10 protein-coding genes are annotated in these 17,190 nt (G+C 72.0%); 4 read left to right on the top strand and 6 right to left on the bottom strand.

Annotated elements, in window-relative coordinates:
- Positions 1-256: 256 nt before the first annotated feature.
- Genes KSNIM_RS37800 through KSNIM_RS37825 form a run of 6 tightly spaced genes read right to left on the bottom strand, consistent with a single transcriptional unit; the run spans position 257 to position 9,110 of the window.
- Positions 257-2,398: a glycoside hydrolase family 36 protein gene (locus KSNIM_RS37800; RefSeq protein ID WP_263107703.1), complete on the bottom strand. Its 2,142-nt coding sequence runs from the start codon at positions 2,396-2,398 to the stop codon at positions 257-259.
- 37 nt (positions 2,399-2,435) lie between these two features.
- Positions 2,436-4,421, bottom strand: coding sequence for a beta-galactosidase (locus tag KSNIM_RS37805; RefSeq protein WP_263107704.1), 1,986 nt, complete (start codon positions 4,419-4,421; stop codon positions 2,436-2,438).
- A gap of 30 nt (positions 4,422-4,451) precedes the next feature.
- Complete coding sequence (locus tag KSNIM_RS37810; protein ID WP_263107705.1) at positions 4,452-5,480, bottom strand: LacI family DNA-binding transcriptional regulator; 1,029 nt, start codon at positions 5,478-5,480, stop codon at positions 4,452-4,454.
- 44 nt (positions 5,481-5,524) lie between these two features.
- Complete coding sequence (locus tag KSNIM_RS37815) at positions 5,525-6,499, bottom strand: carbohydrate ABC transporter permease (protein ID WP_263107706.1); 975 nt, start codon at positions 6,497-6,499, stop codon at positions 5,525-5,527.
- The gene (locus tag KSNIM_RS37820; protein WP_411543829.1) at positions 6,496-7,485 is read right to left on the bottom strand and encodes an ABC transporter permease; all 990 of its coding nucleotides are present in this window, start codon (positions 7,483-7,485) and stop codon (positions 6,496-6,498) included. The genes KSNIM_RS37815 and KSNIM_RS37820 overlap by 4 nt, the downstream gene beginning before the upstream one ends.
- Positions 7,440-9,110 carry an ABC transporter substrate-binding protein gene (locus KSNIM_RS37825; protein WP_263107708.1) on the bottom strand — a complete coding sequence of 557 codons (1,671 nt, stop codon included), beginning with the start codon at positions 9,108-9,110 and terminating at the stop codon, positions 7,440-7,442. The genes KSNIM_RS37820 and KSNIM_RS37825 overlap by 46 nt, the downstream gene beginning before the upstream one ends.
- Positions 9,111-9,325: 215 nt before the next feature.
- Here KSNIM_RS37825 and KSNIM_RS37830 point away from each other — a divergent pair, with 215 nt between their 5' ends.
- From KSNIM_RS37830 to yicI, 4 genes are all read left to right on the top strand, one after another.
- On the top strand, positions 9,326-12,187 hold the full coding sequence (locus tag KSNIM_RS37830) for a glycoside hydrolase family 3 protein (protein WP_263107709.1): 2,862 nt from the start codon (positions 9,326-9,328) through the stop codon (positions 12,185-12,187).
- 194 nt (positions 12,188-12,381) lie between these two features.
- On the top strand, positions 12,382-13,365 hold the full coding sequence (locus tag KSNIM_RS37835; protein WP_263107710.1) for an acetylxylan esterase: 984 nt from the start codon (positions 12,382-12,384) through the stop codon (positions 13,363-13,365).
- Between the two features lie 5 nt (positions 13,366-13,370).
- Positions 13,371-14,777, top strand: coding sequence for a GH1 family beta-glucosidase (locus KSNIM_RS37840; RefSeq protein ID WP_411543830.1), 1,407 nt, complete (start codon positions 13,371-13,373; stop codon positions 14,775-14,777).
- On the top strand, positions 14,774-17,056 hold the full coding sequence (gene yicI / locus KSNIM_RS37845) for an alpha-xylosidase (protein WP_263107712.1): 2,283 nt from the start codon (positions 14,774-14,776) through the stop codon (positions 17,054-17,056). The genes KSNIM_RS37840 and yicI overlap by 4 nt, the downstream gene beginning before the upstream one ends.
- Positions 17,057-17,190 lie beyond the last annotated feature (134 nt).

The raw sequence follows: 17,190 nt of genomic DNA on the forward strand, positions 1-17,190 counted from the left end.
CGGCGGCGACCGCGCCGGTGGCGGCGAGCGCGAGGGCCGCCGCGATGGCTATGGCGCGTTCATGACATGACTGGACTGACCTTCTCATTGCGTCCCTCCAGGGGGTGGGGGTGCGGGGCGTTCGAGTGGGGTCGGACTCCCGCGTTCTGGACGGTGGGGCCCGGCGCGGCTGCGCGGGATCGGGCCCGGACGAGAAGCGTGTTCGGTGCGGATGCGGGCCGGCGCGGTGGGGCGCGCGCGGTCGCGGAGCGCATCGTCAACTCCCTTCGGAAGAAGTCCTGGTGAGGCGGAGCAGGACGGCGGACGGGGCTCCCGGCAGGGTCAGGGCGAGTTCGGCGGAGTCCGGGTGCCAGACGGTGCCGACCCGGCCGGAGGCCGGGTAGAGGACCTCGACCCGGACAACGGCGCCGGCCAGGTGGGGCAGGGCGAGGTTCCTGGCCGCCTCCCCGCCAGGGCGCCGCCAGGCCGTGACGTAGGTGGTGTCCGGGGTGTGCAGCGCCAGGGAGATCCACGGGTCTTCCCAGCCCGGGAGGCCGAGCGGCCAGGCGGGCAGCGCCTCGCGGAGATCGGCGCGGATCGCCTTGTGGACAGCCACCGCCTCGTGGACCAGGTCCCGGGCCTGCGGGGTGAGTTCGGTGAGGCGGCCCGAGAGGTGGATGCGGCCGAGGAGCGCGTTCACCATGGTGAAGGCCACCTCGTCGAGGGAGTCGCCGGGCAGTGGGTAGGCCCAGACGGCGCCCTGCTCTGGCGTGACGGCGGTGGGGGCCGCGGCCGCGATCGGGGCGTAGCGCAGCAGGTCCTGCTGGTCGCTGGTGGACTGCAGTTGGAGTCGGGAGAGCAGGGCGTGGTCCATCCGCATTCCGCCGGAGGCGCAGTTCTCGAGCACCAGGCCCGGGTACCGGTCCAGGATGCCGTCCAGCCAGTCGAGCTGGGCCCGGTTGTGGCCGAGCAGGCCGGCCGCCGGGGCCTCGGCCGGGTGGCTGCTGGTGCCGGACCCGGGATCGGTGTTGTGGTCGAGCTTCAGGTAGCCGATGCCCCACTCGCCGACCAGGCGGTCCACCACGCCGTCCAGGTGGGCCCGGGCGGCCGGGTGGCGCAGGTCCAGGTGGTAGCGGCCACCGCCCTCCTCCACCTGCCGACCGTCACGGCGGAAGAACGCCTCCTCCGGCAGGGAGGCGGCCACCGGGCTGTCCACCCCGACCGCCTCGGGCTCCAGCCACAGGCCGGGGACCATGCCCCGCTCCCGGATGCGGTCCAGCACCTCGTGGATCCCGTTCGGGCCGGGGAACCGGGAGGCTGACGGCTCCCAGGCCCCGACGGAGCTCCACCAGTTGTCGCCGTCGTCGTACCAGCCGGCATCGATGACGAAGTACTCCGCGCCGGCCTCGGCGGCGGCGTCGACCAGCGGCAGCAGCTCGGCCGTGGTGGGGTCGCCCATCAGGCAGTTCATGTAGTCGTTGAAGATCACCGGCAGCCGGTGGTGGTCGGGGTGCGGCCGGCGGGTGGCGCGGCGGTAGCGGGTGAGGGCGGCGAAGGCACCGTCGGGGCCGCCCTCCGCGGCCAGCGCCAGGGCCACCGGCACGGTGCGGAACCCGTCGCCGGGCTCCAGCGGGTGGCGCCAGCCGTGGTCGGCGTCGTTCGGGCCGTACAGTGCCGCGTACGCGGTGTCGTCGCGCACACCGCACTCCCAGCGCCAGCCGCCGCCGTTGTGCTCGATCTGCCACAGCCAGGTACGGCCGGACCCGCGTTCCGTCAGGCCGCCCATCGGCAGCCGGCCACAGCTGGACCACACACCCTGACCGGCCACGACGCGGGTGGTGCGGCCGGCGGTGATGTGGAAGCGGCGGCCCCGCTCGGGCGAGGACATTCGTAGCGGCCGGCGCTGCCAGCGGCATTCGGCGAACCACTCGTTCTCCGCCCACAGCAGCTCGGCGCCGTCCAGGGTCACCGGGTCGCCCCCGGTGAGGCAACCCGCGACGAGCGAGCCGACCGACTCCAGGTGCAGCGTCCGGTCCCCTTCGTTGCGCAGCAGGACTTCGCTGCGTAGCACCGGCAGGCCGTCGGGGGACCGGTAGACCGCCTCGGCGGTCAGCCCGGTCTCGGGCTCGTGGAGTTCGACGGTGAGCACGTGCCAGTCTCCGTCCCTGGTCGCGTGGTGCGAGCGGTGGCGCAGCCGCGAGCCGAGGACGGTGTTGACGAGGTGGCGGCCCGACCAGTAGCGGCCGAGGCCGGCGGTTGTCACCTCCACCAGCGGCAGCGGTGCGGCGGGGCGCGGGGCGGTGGTCTTCTCGCCGGGTGCGCCGATGCGGACCAGGCGCGGCGGGCCGTGCTCGTCCAGGGCGACCTCCAGCTCCAGGGCGTCGTGACCCCAGCGGATCGTCTCGTGCGGGTCGGTCATGGCGGCCTTCCTCGATGGGGAGACGTCGGGTGCGAGGTCAGTGCGCGCGCAGGACGGCGCAGCCGCCGGGCGGCAGTTCGCGCAGGGGCCCGTCCGTGAGGAGGTCGTGGCCCGGCCGGGGCAGTGGGACGGCCTCGTCGCGGTGGTTGAGCAGCAGTCGCCAGCTCCGGCCGTCGGGGGCGTGGCGGGTCACGGCTTCGACGCCGGGCGGCAGGCCGGGCAGCTCGGGGGAGACGTTCGCCTCGGAGAGCAGTCGGCCGACCAGTGCCGCGTAGCCCGCGTCGTCGAGGCGGGTGGACAGGTACCAGCCGTGGCCGGAGCCGAAGTCGTGGCGGGTGAGAGCCGGGCTGCCGGCCAGCATGCCGTGGGTGTAGGCGGCGAGCGTTTCGGCACCCTCGGTGCGCAGGGACTCGCTCCAGGAGCCGGCCGTCGAGCCGTCGGAGAGCGTGATCCGCTCGTCCTGGCGCAGCGGGCGGTACTCCTCGACCCGGATGCCGAGCGCCTCGCGCAGCGGGGCGGCCGGGTAGCCGCCGAGCCGGGTGTGCAGGCGCTCGTCGACCATGCCACTGAAGTGCTGCACCAGCAGGGTGCCACCGGCGGCGACGTAGCGGCGGAGGTTCTCGGCGCCCGCGTCGGTGAGCAGGAACAGGGCGGGGGCGAGGACCAGCCGGTAGCGGCTCAGGTCGTGCTCGGGATGCGCGAAGTCGGCGGTGACACCGGCGTCCCACAGCACCCGGTGGGCGCCTCGCAGTGCGGCGAAGTAGTCCAGCTCGGACGACGGGAGCCCGTCCACGCGCATGGCCCACCAGGCGTCCGAGTCGTGCAGGACCGCCACCTCTGCCCGGACGGTGGAGCCGGCGAGTTCGCCGAGCCGGGCGACGGCCTCTCCGGCCGCCGTGACCTCGCGGAAGATCCGGCTGTCAGGACCGGCGTGCGGGACCATCGCCGAGTGCCACTGCTCGGCGCCGGTCCGGGACTGGCGCCACTGGAAGAACAGGGTGCCCTCCGAGCCGCGGGCGATGTGGGCGAGCGAGTGGCGCAGGATGTCCCCCGGCTCCTTGGCGAGGACGCGGCCGCCGGCGTAGACGGTGCTGGTGCCCTGTTCCATCAGCAGCCAGGGAGCTCCGGCGGCGATCGAGCGGGCCCGGTCGGCGTCGAAGGCGGCATGGGTAGCGGCGTCGAGGCCGGGTGCGCCAGGGTAGTGGTCGATGGCGACCAGGTCGACCTCGCGGCCGAACGCCCACAGGTCCAGGTTCTGGTAGTCGGGCAGCATCAGGTTGGTGGTTACCGGGCGGTCGCTGCGGGCGCGGATGGTGTCGCGCTGCTCGCGGTAGGCGGCGAGGGTCTCGTCGGACCAGAAGCGGCTGAAGTCCAGGGTCTGGCCGGGGTTCCTGTGCCACTGGGTGGCGCGGGGCGGCATGATCTGCTCCCACGCGGTGTAGCGCTGGCTCCAGAAGTCCGTGCCCCACGCCTCGTTGAGCGCCTCCAGGGAGCCGTGCCGCTCCCGCAGCCAGACCCGGAAGGCGGCCGCGGTGTGGTCGCACCAGCAGAGCGTCGCGTACTCGTTGTGGACGTGCCACAGGGCGAGCGCGGGGTGGTTGCCGTAGCGCTCGGCGAGCGCCGAGGCGATCCGGGCGGCGGCCTGCCGGTAGGCGGGCGCGGAGAGGCAGTAGGTGTCGCGGCTGCCGTGGGTCAGGCGGGTGCCGTCCGGCCCGACGGGCATGGCGTCCGGGTGGGCCAGGGTGAACCAGGGGGGCGGGGAGGCGGTGGGGGTGGCCAGGTCGACGGCCACGCCGGCCGCGTGCAGGCGGTCCAGGTGGGCGTCCAGCCAGGCGAAGTCGTACCTGCCCTCCTCGGGTTCCAGGAGGGCCCAGGAGAAGACGCCGACGGTCGCCAGGTTGACGCGCGCGCGGCGCATCAGCTCGTCGTCCTCCTTCCAGACCTCCTCGTCCCACTGCTCGGGGTTGTAGTCCCCGCCGAAGGCGAGGCCGCCGAGGCGGTCGGTGAGCCGGCGGATGTCCATCGGGGAACCGTCCTTCCGGTAGTGGGTCGGTCAACTGCGGTGCGGGGCGGGCGCGGTGCTTTCGCGGACTGTCAGTTCCGGTGGCATCAGAAGGAGTTGGTCCTGCGCATGGTCGCCTCGGGCGGTCGCGGCGATCCTTGCCATGACCTGGTCGACGGCGACCTGCCCGAGCTCCTTCTTCGGGCCACTCACGGAGGTGAGCCGGGGGGAGTGCAGTTCGGCCATCGGGTCCGGGCAGATGGCGATGACCGAGGCGTCCTCCGGGACGGTCCGCCCGCCGGCGCGCAGCAGGCTGAGCAGTGGCCCGATGGCGGCTTCGTTCTGCACGACGAACCCGGTGGTGTCCGGGCGGTCCGCGAGGATGCGGGCCAGGGTGCCGGCGGTGCTCTCGTACGTGCCCTCGCAGGGCCGGTGCAGGAAGCGTAGGCCGTGCTGGGCGGCGCGGGCCCGGAAACCGCTCAGGGTGCGTTCGGCGTAGCCGGCGTGCCGCCGGTAGACACCGCTGCTGTAGCCGATGAAGGCGACGTCGCGGTGGCCGAGGTCGGCCAGGTGGTCGGCGCACAGGGCGCCCGCGGTGGCGAAATCATGGTCGACGCAGGAGAGTCCGGCCGGGTCGTCGGGCAGGCCGATGAGTGCGGCCGGGATCTCCTGGGCGCGCAGGACCGGGATGCGGTCGTCGTCCAGCCGGACGTCCATCAGGATGACGCCGTCGGCGAGCCCGGTGGCGGCGACGCGGCGGACGCCTTCGGGCCCTTCGTCGTTGGTGAGCAGCAGGACGTCGTAGCCGTGTTCGCGGGCCGCCACGGTGACGGCGATGGCGATCTCCGTCATCGTGGGCACGTGCACATCGGGATGGAGCGGGACGACCAGGGCGATGATGTGCGAGCGCTTGCCGGCCAGGGCCCGGGCGCCCGCGTGGGGGTGGTAGTCGAGGTCCGTGATGGCCTGCTCGATGCGCTGCCTGGTCTCGTCCGAGATCGGTCGCTTGCCGCTGAGGGCGTAGCTGACCGTGCTCGACGAGACGCCGGCGTGCCTGGCCACATCGGCGAGTGTCACCATCGCGCTGTTTCCTTCGTGTCGGTTTCGGTTGGGGAGCGGTCCGCTCAGCCCTTGATCGCGCCGGTCAGGACACCGGTGCGCAGGTGCTTCTGCACGAACGGGTAGACGATCACCAGTGGTACCAGGGTCAGGACCACGACCGCCATCTGCAGAGACAGCGGGGCGGTCTGCGCGTGGGCGCTGCCGAAGCCGGAGTTGACGGAACCGGGCAGGCCGTTGCCGCGGTTGACGTAGGTGAGCAACACGTACTGCAGTGGCCATTTCTGACTGTCAGTCGGCATGTAGAGCATGACGTTGAAGAACGAGTTCCAGTACCCGACGGCGTAGAACAGCGAGGTGACGGCGGTGACGGCGCGTGAGGTGGGCAGGACGACGGACCACAGGATCCGCCAGTCGCCGGCGCCGTCCATCCGGGCGGCGTCGATCAGTTCGGAGGAGGTCTCCTGGTAGAAGGCGCGCAGCACCAGGATGTTGAAGACGGAGACCGCGTTCGGCAGGATCAGCGCCCACCACTGGCCATAACCGCCGAGCCCGGTGACCACCAGGAAGCTCGGGATCAGGCCGCCGCCGACGAACATCGTGATGATCAGCAGCATCAGGACGAAGCGGTGCCCGAGGGACCGGGGCCGGGAGAGGCCGTAGGCGCACAGGATCGAGACGGCCATGGACACCGCGGTGCCGACCACGGTGATACCCAGGCTCACCATCAGTGCGGTGACCACGGTCGGGTCGTTGAGCATCTGGCGGTACGTCTCGGCGCTCAGACCGTCCGGCCAGATCACCAGGCCGCCGGCCCGGTTGACGGCGCCGGGGGTGGAGAAGCTGGTCAGGACGATGATCCAGAGCGGGACCAGGATGACGGCGAGCGTCGCCCCGAGCGTCAGCCCCTTGGCGGCCTGGCCGACGACGGTGGGCGGCTCCTCCCACGGCGGCCGGACCGAGCGGGACCGCTGCCGGGCCGCCCCTGTCGCGTCGTGGCGCCGCCGGCGCCGGGAAGCGATGGTGAGTGCGTTGGTCATTTTCTGTACAGCCCGTCCTCGCCGAAGGCGTGCGCCAGCGTGTTGGCGCCCCAGATCAGGAGCAGCGAGACCACGCTCTTGAAGAGCCCGGCCGCCGCGCCGTAGCTGTAGCCGCCGGTGGCGATGCCGTAGTAGAAGGAGAAGGTGTCCAGGACGTCCGCGGCCTCGTGGCCGACCGCCTCGCGCTGGACCAGGAACTGCTCGAATCCGACGGACAGCGCGTTGCCGAGGCGCAGGACCAGCATCAGCACGATCACCCCGCGCAGGCCCGGCAGGGTGATGTGCCACGTCCGCCGGAAGCGTCCCGCGCCGTCCGCCGCCGCGGCCTCGTACAGCTCGCTGTTGATCGCGCTCAGCGCCGCGAGGAAGACGATGATGCCCCAGCCGGCCTCCTTCCATATCGCCTGGGAGGTCACCAGCAGCGCGAAGGTGTGCGGGTCGGTCATGATGTCCCAGGTGCCAATGTCGTGCTGGCGCAGGAACTGGTTGAGCACGCCGGCGCCGCCCAGCATCTGCTGGAAGATGGTGATCGCGAGCACCCACGAGAAGAAGTGCGGCAGGTAGACCACGGACTGGAACAGGTTGCGGATCCGTTCGCTCATCACCGAGTTGAGCAGCAGGGCCAGGGCGATCGGGACCGGGAAGAACAGGATCAGCTGGACGAAGCTGAGGTACAGCGTGTTCTTCATCGAGGCCCAGAAGGCCGGGTCGCCGAACAGTTGCTGGAACTGGTCGAAGCCGACCCATTCGCTGTGCCAGACCCCGACCAGCGGGTCGTACTCCTGGAAGGCGGTGACGATGCCGAACAGTGGGACGTAGTTGAACACCAGCAACAGGGCGGCCGCGGGCACCGTCATCAGCAGGAGCGACCTGTCGCGCCGCAGTCTGATCCGCCAGTCGAGTCGCGCCGGGCCTTCCGGTCGCTTCGGCGCTGCGGTGCTCACTGGCCGGTGCCGTACTTGTCGAGGACGTTCTCGGTCATCCACTGCTTGAGCCGCTGCCCCGGCCCGTTACGCCAGCCGGCGATGGCGTCCTGCACGTCGGAGACCTTCTTCTTGCCGTGGTAGCAGTCCTTGAGGGTGTCGTTGACGCTCTGCGCGGCCTGGGCTGAGGCGATCGCCTGCGGCATGCTGAAGTTCATGCCCCAGAACGGCGGCTTGGTGAGGTGCTTGACGTTGGCGGCCGACCAGGCCGCGTAGTCCTTGGTGACCTGGTCCCCGCCGGGGTTGCTGATCACGGAGGCGGAAGCGGCGAGGAACGGGAAGGCCGTCGCCTGGACGTCCTTCTTGCCCTCGTCGGTGAAGGTCGGCACCCCGTTCACCCGGGTGTGGTGGACGCCCTCGACACCGAAGTTGACCAGGGTGTACTCGGCCGTGCCGTAGGGGGCGGCGAGGTAGTTCGCGACGGCGAGCAGTTCCTCGATCTGTGCGGGCTTCAGGTCGGCGTTGAGGTAGCTGATCATGCTGCTGGAGGCGCCCATGGGGACCGCGGGCGTGCCCCTGCCGTCGGCGGTGATGGCGTTGAACGCGCCGCGCCGGTAGTTCGGGTCCGCGGCGGTGCCGGACTGGTGGTCGGCCAGGTTCCAGGCGCCCAGTCCGCCGCCGCCGATGAGCGTCTTCCCGCTGTAGAAGCGGGTGGCGCCGTTGGCGTTGTCACCGGCGAGCGCGTCCGGGTGCATGTAGCCGGAGGTGGCGAGCCGGTAGTGCCAGTCGAGGGCCTCCAAGAACTCTTGGGTTTCGAACGGGTGGACCAGCTTGCCGTTGTCGACCCTCCAGTTCATGGGGACGCCCCAGCTGAACTGGAGGTAGGTCCACACGTCGTCGAAGGCCCACACACCGCGCTTGGCGTCGGTCAGCTCCTTGCCGAGGTTCATCAGGTCGTCGGCGGACTTCACCTGCGCGGCCGCGATGCCCCGGCCTTCGAGGATGTCCCGGCGGTAGAAGGTGGCGCCGGGGATGCCGAAGCTGGTGGAGAAGCAGGGGATCCCGTAGAGCTTGTCTCCCCAGACCCCGTTCTGCCAGGCGCCGGTGGGGAGGGCGGCCAGGTTCGGGTACTTCTTGATGTTGTCGCCGGACAGGTACGGGGTCAGGTCCGCGAGCTGGCTGCCGACCAGCGAACCGGTGTTGAACTTGGCGTTCCACCAGGCCGGCAGGTTGATCCAGTCCGGCAGCTTCTTGGCGGCGGTCATCGTCGGGACGATGGTGTCGTAGGTGTTCCCGTCCGCGGGCTTGACGGTCAGCTCCACCCCCAGCGCCTTGTTCATCGCCTGGTAGAAGGAGTTGCCGGCCGGCGGGTTGGTGCCCCACAGCGGAGTGACCGCCGTGTAGCTGCCGCCCCTGCCCGGGACGCCGGAGACGCTGGCGGGCGGGGAGGCGGGGTAGGAGAGGTAGGCCGGGTCGGTCGCGGCGTCCGGTCCGCCCTGCACGGAGGCGATGTCCGGCTTGACCGCGTTGCCGTTCGGCACGTAGGCCGGCAGCGCCGCCTTCAGGCCCCCCTGGGTGTTCGCACCGGACTTCCTGGTCGAGCCGCCGCCGCAGGCGGACAGCAGCGGCGCCATCGCGGCGGCTCCCGCGACCGTGGCGGCAGTGCTCAGGAAGCTCCTGCGGTTCAAGCCAGATCTCATGGTGGCGTGGCCCCTCTCCGTCGAATCGTCGAAGCGCTTGGATGTTGCGGCGAGACTAACGACGCGTTACCAATTGGGCAAGAGGCTGAACAAATACAAAGACCCTTGTTCCCAGGGCAGTTGACAGTTACCCCGGGGCCGTGCCAGCGTCGAATCGCTTCGACGAACGGCCACCGCGCCCTGCCAGTCCGAAGGGTCTCCCGTTGACTTCCCCGTCTGTTTCCGCAGCCGAGCTGCACCCGTTCCGCGATCCCGCACTGCCCCTGCGCAAGCGCGTCGACGACCTCCTCGGGCGACTCACGCCCGAGGAGCGGATCGCGATGCTGCACCAGTACGCGCCGGCCCTCCCGCGCCTGGGCCTCGCCGCCTTCCGCACCGGCAGCGAGGCGCTGCACGGCGTCTCCTGGCTGGGGGAGGCGACCGTCTTCCCGCAGGCCGTCGGCCTCGGCGCCAGCTGGGACGGAGAGCTGCTGCGCCGGGTCGCCGAGGCGGTCTCGGTCGAGCTGCGCGCCTTCCACCACCACCGCCCGCCGGCCGTCGCCGCCGGCCGCGGCCCCAACAGCCTGCAGGCCTGGGCCCCGGTGCTGAACCTGCTGCGCGATCCCCGCTGGGGGCGCAACGAGGAGGGCTACTCTGAGGACCCGGTGCACACCGCCCGGCTCGGTGAGGCGTACTGCCGCGGCCTGGCCGGCGACCACCCGACCTACCTGCGCTCGGCCCCGGTGCTCAAGCACTTCCTCGCCTACAACAACGAGGACGACCGCTGCACCACCTCCTCCGGGCTGCGCCCACGGGTGCTGCAGGAGTACGACCTGGCCGCCTTCCGCCCGGTTGTCGCCTCCGGCGCCGCCACCGGCGCGATGGCCGCCTACAACCTGGTCAACGGCCGCCCCTGCCACGTCAGTCCGTTGATCGAGGACGAACTGCGTCGCTGGGCGCGGCCCACCGGCTATGAGCTGTTCGTGGTGAGCGACGCCGAGGCCCCGTCCAACCTGGTCGACCCCGAGCACTACTTCGAAGATCACGCGGAGGGCCATGCCGCCGCGCTCAAGGCCGGCATCGACAGCTTCACCGACCACGGCGAGGACAGCGAGACGGTGGTCCGCCGCCTGGGCGAAGCCCTCGAACGAGGCCTGATCGACCAGGACGACATCGACCTCGCGGTCCGCCGCCAGCTCGAAGTGCGCTTCCGCCTCGGCGAGTTCGACCCCGAACTGGACCCGTATGCGGCAATCGGTCCGGATGCGGTCAACTGCGCCGAGCACCGCGAACTCGCCCGGCGCGCCGCCACCGAGTCGGTGGTGCTGCTCAAGAACGACGGTCTGCTGCCGCTCGACGCAACCCGCGCCCAGCGGATCGCCGTGATCGGCCCGCTCTCCGACACGCTCTGCGAGGACTGGTACAGCGGCACCCTGCCCTACCGGGTCACCATCGCCGACGGCCTCACCGTCGCCCTCGGCGCCCACGGCGGCGAGGTGGTCCGGGTGGAGGGCAACGACCAGATCACGCTGCGCTCGCGCACCACCGGCGAACTGCTCGGCGGTGCGGCGTTCGACGTGACCGACTGGGGACGCGCCATGCTGACCCTGCGAGACGCCGACACCGGCCGCTACCTCTGCCTGAAGGACGACGCCACGCTGGTCGCCGACACGCAGGTGATCAAGAGCTGGTTCGTCCAGGAGACCTTCCACTTGGAGCCGGCCGAGGACGGCGCCGTGCTGGTGCGCTCCGTCTTCACCGGCCGGTACGCCGCCGTCGACCCGGCCGACGGCCGGGTCACCGTCACCGCCGAGAACGCCGAGGACGCCGAGCGGTTCCAGCGCGACCTGCTGCGCGACGGCACCGCCGAGGCCCGGGCCGCGGCCGAGGACGCCGACGCCGCGGTCGTGGTCCTCGGAAACCACCCGCTGGTCAACGGCCGGGAGACCGAGGACCGGGTCGACATCGCGCTGCCCGCCGGGCAGGAAGCGCTGCTGCGCGCCGTCGCCGCAATCCGGCCGCAGACCGCGCTGGTGGTGATGAGCAGCTACCCGTACGCCGTCGACTGGGCCGACGCCCACCTGCCCGCCGTGCTGTGGACCTCCCACGGCGGCCAGGAGACCGGGAACGCGCTGGCCGCCGTCCTCCTCGGCGACGCCGAGCCCGCAGGCCGCCTCCCGCAGACCTGGTACCGGGGCGACGACCCGCTGCCGGCGCCGCTGGACTACGACATCATCAAGGCCGGCTGGACCTACCAGTACCACGAGGCCGCGCCGCTCTACCCGTTCGGGCACGGGCTGTCGTACACCGAGTTCACCCACAGCGACCTGCGCCTGTCCGAGACCTCGATCGACCGGGACGGCGCCCTTGACGCCACCCTGACATTGGCCAATACCGGACAGCGGACCGGCAGCGAGGTCGTCCAGCTCTACGTTCGCGCCCTGGACGCCCGCTACCGGGCGCCCCGGCTGCGACTGGCCGACTTCGCCAAGGTCCGCCTGGAGCCGGGCGAGAGCCGCGAGCTGGCCTTCCACCTGCCGGCCGACCGACTCGCCCACTGGGACGTGGCCACCGGAGCCTTCACCGTCGACCCCGGCGGGTACGAGATCGTGGTCGCTCGCTCGGCCGAGCACACGGTGCTCACCGCGCCGCTCACCGTCACCGGACCGGCGCCGCAGCCCCGCTCCCTGGTCGAACACCGCATCCTGGCGGTCGACTACGACGACCACGCGGACAGCACCGTCGTCGACGCCACCCGCACCGACGGCGACGCCGTCACCCCGGCCGACGCGGCCCAGCCGGCCGTGCTGCTGTTCCGCGGCGTCGACCTCTCGGATGCCGTCCGGGTCGAGGCGGAGACCGCCCGGGAGGGCGTCGGCACCGGGGAGGCGCGGCTGGAGTTCCGGGCCGGCGACCGGCTGCTGGCGAAGATCGACGTACCGGTGACCGGCCACCGCTACCGCTGGACCACGGTCGGCGCCGAACTGGCAGCCCCGCTGGTCGGCGTGCACGACCTGGTGCTGGCCCTGCACGGCGGGGTGCGCCTGGCCGCGTTCCGCTTCGGCGTGGCCGGCACCGCCGGCTGAGGCCCGTCGCACCACGGCGGCCCGCCCATCGGATGGGCGGGCCGCCACCCGTACCCGGCCTCCGAGCCCGGAGTACCCCGCCTTTGGGCCGTATCCGTTCCGATCCCACCACCCGCCGCCCGGAGGCGGCCCGCATGTCACTGCTCACGCCGCATCACATCGCCTCGTCAACGCTCCACCCGGAGGACGCCCCCATGCCGATCACCGACTTCGGACCCGACGAACTCGTCAGCTACCAGCCCGAGTCGACCATTCCGCAGGACTTCGACGAGTTCTGGCAGCGCACCCTTGACGAGGCTCACTCGCACGGCGGGGCGGTCAAGACCGAACGTGTCACCGCGCAGTACGGAATGCGCACCGTCGAGGTCGAAGACGTACGGTTCCCCGGCTGGAACGGGGAGCCGGTGGCCGCCTGGCTGCTGCGCCCGCGCGGCGTGGACGGACCGCTGCCCGTCGTCGTCAGTTACCAGGGGTACAGCGGCGGTCGCGGGCTGCCCACCGAGCACCTGTTCTGGTCCGCCGCCGGCTACGCCGAGCTCGTCGTCGACAGCCGGGGCCAGGGCCACGACACCCCGGACCGGGGCATGGGCGACGGCACCCAGTGGGTCGGGGGCTTCATGACCAAGGGCATCGACTCCCCCGAGAACCACTACTACCGGCGGCTGATGACCGACTGCGTGCGCGCCGTCGACGCCGTCGCGCAGCTACCTGGCCTCGACGCCGACCGGATCGTCGCGGCAGGCGGCAGCCAGGGCGGCGGCCTGTCCCTCGCCGTCGCCGGGCTCAGCGGGGACCGGGTGGCCGCCGTGATGCCGGACGTCCCGTTCCTGTGCCACTACCGCGAGGGCGCACAGACCTCCCTGGACGGTCCGTACCAGGAGCTCGTCAGCTACCTGCGCTGGCACAGTCGGGAGCGCGTGCAGCCGACCTTCGCCACCCTCGCTTACTTCGACGGCGTCAACTTCGCCCAGCGGGCCACCGCCCCCGCGCTGTTCAGCGTCGGCCTGATGGACCCGATCTGCCCTCCCCGGACGGTCTACGCCGCCTTCAACCGTTACGCGGGCGAGGACCGCACCATGACGGTGTGGCCGTTCGCCGACCACGCCGGCGGCTGCGGCTCCAACCCGCCCGCCCAACTGGCCTGGCTGCACCGGCGCGGCCTGGCGCCGAAGCAGTGAGCGCCGTGACCCCCGCCGACCCGGACTTCCCGGTCCTCCCCGCCGGGTTCCGGTTCGGCACCGCCACCGCCGCGTACCAGGTCGAGGGCGCCCACGACCAGGACGGCCGCGGCCCCTCCATCTGGGACACCTTCAGCCACACCCCGGGCCGCACCCTCGGTGCCGCCACCGGTGACACCTCCTGCGATCACTACCACCGCTACCAGGAGGACGTGGCCCTGCTGCGCGGGCTCGGCGTCGACAGCTACCGCTTCTCAATCGCCTGGTCCCGGCTGCTGCCCCGGGGCACCGGCCCGGTCAACCCCAAGGGCCTGGACTTCTACGACCGCCTGATCGACGAACTGCTGGCCGCCGGGATCCGGCCGGCCGTCACCCTCTACCACTGGGACCTGCCCCAGGCGCTGGAGGACCGTGGCGGCTGGCGGGTGCGGGAGACGGCCGCGGCGTTCGCCGCGTACGCGGCCCTCGCGGCCGAGCGCTACGGCGACCGGGTGGAACGCTGGATCACCCTCAACGAACCGTACTGCTCCGCGTTCGTGGGATACGCCGAGGGACGCCACGCGCCCGGCGCCCGGGAGAGCGGCGGGGCGCTGGCCGCCGCGCACCACCTGCTGGTCGCCCACGGCCTGGCCGTGCGGGAGCTGCGCGACGCAGCCGCCCGGGAGGTCGGGATCACCCTCAACCTCGACCGCATCCACGCCGTCTCCTCCCTCCCCGAGGACCGGGCCGCCCTGCGCCGTGCCGAAGTCCTCCACAACGAGGTGTGGACCGAGCCGCTGCTCGCCGGACGCTACCCCGCGCGGGAGACGGAGACCTGGGGCGGCCTTGCCGACGGCCCCTGGCGGCGGCCCGGCGACCTGGAGCTGATCGGCGCGCCGCTGGACTTCCTCGGCGTCAACTTCTACCGTCCGATCACCGTCGCCGCCGCCCCGCACCGCTCCGACGAGGTCGAAGCCCGCACTGCCGTGGACATCGGCCTCACCGAGCTCGACCCGTACGGCACGACGCACACCACCATGGGATGGCCGATCGTCCCCGGCGCGCTCACCGAGCTGCTGTGCGGGCTGCACGCCCGCTACCCGCAGCTACCGCCAGTGTGGATCACCGAGAACGGCGCCGCCTTCGAGGACGAGGTCGCCCCCGACGGGAGCGTCCACGACACCTCGCGCACCGCCTACCTCCACGACCACCTCGCCGCCGTCGCCGACGCCATCGCGGCCGGCGTCGACGTGCGCGGCTACTACGTCTGGTCGCTGCTGGACAACTTCGAGTGGGCCCGCGGCTACGCGCAGCGCTTCGGCCTGGTCCGCGTCGACTACGACACACTGACCCGAACGCCCAAGGACAGCTACCACTGGTACCGGGACCTGATCACCGCGCACCGTGCGCGAACGGAGGAACCTGCGCGATGAAGTTCACCGACGGCTACTGGCTGATGCGCCCGGGCGTCACGGCGCGCTACGCCGCCGAGGTCGCCGACGTCCGCACCGGCGAGGACCGGATGACCCTCTACGCGCCCGTGAAACACGTGCGCGGCCGCGGTGACACGCTCAACAGCCCACTGCTGACCGTCGAGTGCTGGTCCCCGGCCGAGGGCGTGATCGGGGTGCGCACCACCCACCACGCCGGTTCGGTGCGGCGCGGGCCGGAGTTCGCGCTGCCCGGCGCCGATCAGGGCGCCGGCAAGGTGCGCCGGGACGGCGACGTGGTGGAGCTCAGCGCCGGCGACCTGACGCTGCGCGTGGACACCGCCCAGCCGTGGCGGCTGGAGTTCACCGCCGGTGGACGGGTACTGACCTCGGTGGGGGAGCGCGGCACCGGTTTCGTCACCGACGCCGACGGTCGCCACCACATGCTCGGACAGCTCTCGCTGGGCGTCGGCGAGCTGGTCTACGGCCTCGGAGAGCGGTTTACCCCGTTCGTCCGCAACGGCCAGGTGGTGGACATCTGGCAGGCGGACGGCGGCACCAACAGCGAACAGGCGTACAAGAACGTCCCGTTCCACCTGACCAACCGGGGCTACGGCGTCTTCGTCAACCACCCGGGGAAGGTCAGCTACGAGGTTGGCTCCGAGTCCGTCGGCCAGGTGCAGTTCAGCGTCGAGGACCAGTCACTGGAGTACTTCGTCGTCCACGGTCCGACCCCAAAGGCGATCCTGGAGCGCTACACCGCGCTCACCGGCCGCCCGGCCCTGCCGCCGGCCTGGGCGCTGGGCCTGTGGCTGACCACCTCCTTCACCACCGAGTACGACGAGGCCACCGTCAACCGCTTCGTCGGCGACATGGCCGAGCGCGGCATCCCGCTGAGCGTCTTCCACTTCGACTGCTTCTGGATGCGCGGGTACCAGTGGAGCGACTTCCGCTGGGACCCGGAAACCTTCCCGGACCCGGCGGGCATGCTAGCCAGGCTCAAGGAGCAGGGGCTGCGCATCTGCCTGTGGATCAACCCGTACATCGCGCAGAAGTCGGAGCTGTTCGCCGAGGGCATGCGCGAGGGCTACCTCGTGCGGCGCGCGGACGGCACCGTATGGCAGTGGGACCTCTGGCAGCCGGGCATGGCCCTGGTGGATTTCACCAACCCCGCCGCCCGCGACTGGTACACCGGCAAGCTGCGCGCCCTGCTCGCGCAGGGCGTGGACTGCTTCAAGACCGACTTCGGCGAGCGCATCCCCACCGACGTCGTCTGGCACGACGGCTCCGACCCCGAGCGGATGCACAACTACTACACCCACGTCTACAACCGGGCCGTCTTCGAGCTGCTGCGCGAGGAGCGCGGCGAGGGCGAGGCGCTGCTGTTCGCCCGTTCCGCCACCGCCGGCGGCCAGCAGTACCCGGTGCACTGGGGCGGCGACTGCGAGTCCCACTTCAACGCCATGGCGGAGTCGCTGCGCGGGGGCTTGTCCCTCGGCCTGTCCGGCTTCGGCTTCTGGAGCCACGACATCGGCGGCTTCGAGGGCACCCCGACCCCCGCCGTCTTCAAGCGCTGGACACAGTTCGGCCTGCTCTCCTCGCACAGCCGCCTGCACGGCAGTAAGTCCTACCGGGTGCCCTGGGAGTTCGGTGACGAAGCGGTCGAGGTCACCCGCGAGTTCACCCTGCTCAAGCACCGCCTCGCGCCCTACCTCCAGCGCGCGGCGCAGCAGGCCCACGCCACCGGCGTCCCGGTGATGCGGGCGATGGTGCTGGAGTTCCCGGACGACCCGGCTACCGGCACGCTCGACCGGCAGTACATGCTCGGCGACGACCTGCTCGTCGCCCCGGTCTTCACCGAGGACGGCACGGTCGAGTACTACGTGCCCGAGGGCACCTGGACCAACATCCTGACCGGCGACCAGGTCACCGGCCCGCGCTGGGTCCGCGAACACCACGGCTTCCACACCCTGCCACTGCTCGCCCGCCCCGACTCCGTCATCCCGTTCGCGGCGGACGACCAGCGCCCGGTCTCCGCCTGGGCGGAGGGCGTCGAACTGCGCGTCCACGCCTTCTCCGACGGCGCCGAGCGCACCGTGGTGATCCCGAGCAGCGACGGCCCCGGCGAGAGCGCCCGCTTCCACCTGCGTCGCACCGGCGACCGCCTGCGGGTGACCACCGACAGCCCGCACTCCTGGCAGTTGCGGACCGGCGGCCCGGGCGGCGCCCTGCCCATCAGCCCGGCCGACACCCACGAGGCGGACCTGCCGTACCCGGCCTGAGGCCCGCCCCGACGCGAGGCCCCGCGCCACCGCACCGTGGCGCGTGGCCCCGCCCCCCTTCCGCCCGACCCACGCCCGGACGTGCCGATGCGGAGCCGCACCAAGCGCCACCTGACACCCGCCGCCCTCGACAC

The sequence above is a fragment of the Kitasatospora sp. DSM 101779 genome (assembly GCF_025655475.1).
Lineage (GTDB): Bacteria > Actinomycetota > Actinomycetes > Streptomycetales > Streptomycetaceae > Kitasatospora.

Bases quoted from the DNA above. Each gene is read 5' to 3' on its own strand.
- KSNIM_RS37800 (WP_263107703.1), bottom strand. From the start codon at position 2,398: ATGACCGACCCGCACGAGACGATCCGCTGGGGTCACGACGCCCTGGAG.
- KSNIM_RS37805 (WP_263107704.1), bottom strand. From the start codon at position 4,421: ATGGACATCCGCCGGCTCACCGACCGCCTCGGCGGCCTCGCCTTCGGC.
- KSNIM_RS37810 (WP_263107705.1), bottom strand. From the start codon at position 5,480: ATGGTGACACTCGCCGATGTGGCCAGGCACGCCGGCGTCTCGTCGAGC.
- KSNIM_RS37815 (WP_263107706.1), bottom strand. From the start codon at position 6,499: ATGACCAACGCACTCACCATCGCTTCCCGGCGCCGGCGGCGCCACGAC.
- KSNIM_RS37835 (WP_263107710.1), top strand. From the start codon at position 12,382: ATGCCGATCACCGACTTCGGACCCGACGAACTCGTCAGCTACCAGCCC.
- yicI (WP_263107712.1), top strand. From the start codon at position 14,774: ATGAAGTTCACCGACGGCTACTGGCTGATGCGCCCGGGCGTCACGGCG.